This window comes from Acidobacteriota bacterium (genome assembly GCA_003696075.1).
In the GTDB taxonomy this organism is placed as follows: Bacteria; Acidobacteriota; Polarisedimenticolia; order J045; family J045; genus J045.
Genome location: RFHH01000048.1, coordinates 1 through 3,454, shown reverse-complemented (window position 1 = coordinate 3,454; position 3,454 = coordinate 1). Strand labels below are relative to the sequence as shown.

Here is a 3,454-nt window from a genome sequence, read left to right as displayed (position 1 = left end):
TCCCCCGCCCGGGCGGCACCCGGCTCGATCCGATCGCCGCGGGAAGCGGCCTGGCGGAGGATGTTCCGCACCCGCTTCGCCGCCGCCGCCAGGGCGAGAAAGTCCTCGCTCTTTCGGAACGACTTCAGCTGCGCCACGCGCTCGAGAAGATCGCGCGCGTCGAACCGCTCGCGGGCGAAGCGCCGGACCGCGGCGATCTCGTCGTGCCGGGCATCCAGCCGCTCCTGCGCCAGTCGTGCGAACCGTTCGAAGAGAAACTCGCCGAGCGAGTCCCGCACCCCGCCGCCGAGCTCGATCCCCTGCTCCGCGTAACCCGCGACCGCGCGGTCCACTCCCCACCGCAGATCGCACGAGGGCACTTCGAAGGCCAGGCGGACCGCCGTCGTGCCCGCCCGCCGCAACGCGAAGGGATCGCGGCTGCCGCTCGGCACGAGACCGATGCCGAAGCAGCCGGCGAGGGTGTCGAGTCGGTCGGCGATCCCGAGGACCGCGGCCACCAGCCCTGCCGCGCCTTCGGGAAGCGCCTCCGGCGGATCGTGGAAGGCACGCAGCGCCGCGACGACCTCCGGCGCCTCGCCGTCGGCCTCCGCGAGGAGAGCACCCGCCGTTCCCTGGAGCTCCGGAAACTCGCCGACCGTTCCCGTCAGCAGATCGCAGCGGGAAAGGAAGGCCGCGCGCCGCACGGCCGCGGCCGCCCGGGTGTCCAGCCCGCAGGCTTCCGCCATCTCGCCGGCCAACCGCTCGACCCGTTCGGTCTTGGCGCCGCAGTGGCCGAGCCGCTCGTGGAACAGAACCCCGTCGAGCCCGGGGCGCCGGTCGCCCAGGGGGCGCGTCCGGTCCTCGCGCCAGAAGAAGAGCGCATCCTCGAGGCGGCCGCCCACGACCCACTCGTGTCCTCGCCTGATGTGGCCCCCGGGATCCGAGGGCATGTTCACGCCCACGGCGAAGGCGGGCAGGATCGCGCCGTCGGCGCCGCGGACGAGGAAGGCCTTCTGGTGGTGGCGCAGGCAGGTTTCGAGGACGGCTGCGGGAAGGGACTCGACGAACCTCGCCTCGAACGAACCCGCGACGGCGGCCGGCCACTCGAGCATGTCGGCCACCTCCTCCAGAAGAGCCGGATCCTCCGCCAGACGCCCGCCCGCTTCCTCGGCGCGCCCGGCGAGTGCGCGGGCCAGCGCCTCCCGGCGGCGGTCCGGATCGGCGACGACGTACGCGCGCTCGAGGACGCTCTCCCAGGCGTCCGCCTCGGGCACCTCGTGCGGTCCCGGGGCGAGGACCCGGTGTCCCCTCGTCTCGCGTCCGGCGCGCACCCCGAACAGCTCGGCCGCCAGCGCCTCCTCTCCGTGGAGGACCACCAGCCAGTGCACCGGGCGGACGAACTGGTACCGGCCGCTTCCCCACCGCATCGTCTTGGGAAAGGACAGGCGCGCGATCGCGCGCGGTAGCTCCTCGGCGAGCACCCGCTCCAGAGGGCGTGGCTCGACGACGACGCGGAGAGCCGCGTACAGGCCCCGCTCGGTCCGGTGACGGATCAGATCGGCCGGCCGGGCGCCGTGCTTCGCCGCGAACCCCGCTGCGGCGCGGGTCGGCTGCCCCTGGGCGTCCCACGCCGCCGACGCCGGCGGGCCCGTGACGATCTTCTCGGCCCCGGGCGTCCGCCCCTCCGTCGCGGGGACGAGCACCGCCAGGCGGCGGGGCGTCCACAGCGGCCGCGCCTGACCGTGTGCGATTCCGCTCCGATCGAGGATTCCGGTGACCGCGTCCGCGACGGCGCGGGCGCCAGCCGGGAGCATGCGAGCCGGGATCTCCTCGCAGCCGATCTCGACCAGCAGCGTCGCGCGGCCCTTCACGGGACCTCCTCCCCGGCGGTCCCTGCCAGGTAGGACCGGGCGCAAGCGACGGCCAGCCGCCGGATCCGCTGGATCATTCCCTGCCGCTCGGTCACCGAGAGGGCCCCGCGGGCGTCGAGGACGTTGAAGAGGTGCGAGGCCTCCAGCACGCGTTCGTAGGCTGGGAACAGCAGCGGTCCGGGAACGGGGCCGTCGCCGGTCCTCTCCAGCAGACGCCGCGCCTCCCGCTCCGCTTCCTCGAAGTGACGGCGGTGCAGCTCGACGTCGGCCTCGGTGAAGCAGTAGGCGCTCTGCTCGCGTTCCGCCCTCCGCCGGAGGTCGCCGTAGGTGACCGCGCCGCCGGGCCGCCACGGAGCCTCGGCCCACGGCAGGTCGAAGATGTCGCGGATGTCGTTGATGAACATGCAGATCCGCTCCATGCCGTAGGTCAGCTCCACCGGGATGACCTCGAGCTCGCATCCTCCCATCACCTGGAAGTAGGTGAACTGGGAGATCTCCATTCCGTCCATCGTGACCTGCCAGCCCACCCCGGCCGCGCCGAGCGTCGGCGACTCCCAGTTGTCTTCCTCGAAGCGGATGTCGTGCTCGGAGGGATCGATGCCCATCGCGGCGAGCGAGCCGAGGTAGAGGTCCTGGACATCCTCCGGCGACGGCTTGAGAACGACCTGGAATTGGAAATGCTCGTAGACCCTCATCGGGTTGTCGGCGTAGCGGCCGTCCACCGGCCGGCGGGAGGGCTGGCAGTAGGCGACCCGCCACGGCTCCGGCCCGAGGCTGCGGAAGAAGGTCTCCGGGTGCATCGTTCCGGCGCCCACTTCCTTGTCGAAGGGCTGGTGGAGGACGGCACCCCGGTCCGCCCAATAGCGCGACAGGTCGAGCATCATCCGCTGCAGCGACCGCAGGGTTCGCTTCCGTTCGCTCATCGACCGCCTCCCCCCGGATCGGCGTCCCCGGGAACGCCGCCGGCCGCGCGCAGCCGCTCGAGGGCGCCGTGCGCCTTCAAGGGGCGCTCGGTGAAACCGACGACGAGCCGCCGGAGCGCGGCACCGAGCGCTGCGTGCTCACCCGCCGGCAGGGGCGGCAGCGCGTCGGGGGCGGTGTGCCGTGTGGCGGCGAGCCACTCGACCGCCCGGCGGGAAAGCTCCACGGCGCCGGGTTCCGCGTGCTCGGGACAGGTGAAGCCCCTCTCCGGCGACAAGGCACTCGTCCCGCCGGTCAGAGGCCGCCCGCACGCCGCGCAGCTCTCCGGCTCGGGCAGCAGCCCCGCCAGGCGCAGGACCCACGCCTCGGCGTAACGCGCGAGCTCCGCCACGCGCGGCCCCTCCGCCAGCTCCAGCAGCCGCCGCAGAAGCCGGTACAGCCGCGGATCCTCGTTCCCCTCGCGCGCGAAAGCGCCGGCGAGTTCCAGCAGATGGGTGGTGGTGTAGAAGCGCTCGAGAGGATCGGGCCGGGGCGGTGACGAAAGCAGCGTCGCTTCCTCGAGCACGCGAGCCGCCCCCTCCCGTGCCCGGCGCCAGCGGACCTTGACCCGCGCACCGGGCAGGAGAGCGCCGCCGAACCGGCGCTGCGACCGTGCGGCTGCGGGAGCGAGGGCGACGAGCCGC

The 3,454-nt window shown here is 73.5% G+C and carries 3 protein-coding genes; all 3 read right to left on the bottom strand.

Annotated features, from left to right (window positions below; translation table 11 throughout):
* Window positions 1-1,850, bottom strand: a 1,850-nt coding sequence (locus D6718_02870; protein RMG47831.1) for a glycine--tRNA ligase subunit beta, incomplete at its 3' end; no start/stop codon positions are given.
* Window positions 1,847-2,773: a glycine--tRNA ligase subunit alpha gene (locus tag D6718_02865; protein RMG47830.1), complete on the bottom strand. Its 927-nt coding sequence runs from the start codon at window positions 2,771-2,773 to the stop codon at window positions 1,847-1,849. The genes D6718_02865 and D6718_02870, both read right to left, overlap by 4 nt.
* Window positions 2,770-3,454 (bottom strand): hypothetical protein (locus D6718_02860; GenBank protein RMG47829.1); only part of this gene is annotated, 685 nt, incomplete at its 5' end. The genes D6718_02860 and D6718_02865, both read right to left, overlap by 4 nt.

What these genes read in the sequence shown, in the direction of transcription:
- D6718_02865 (RMG47830.1), bottom strand. Translation starts at nt 2,773, where the DNA reads ATGAGCGAACGGAAGCGAACCCTGCGGTCGCTGCAGCGGATGATGCTC.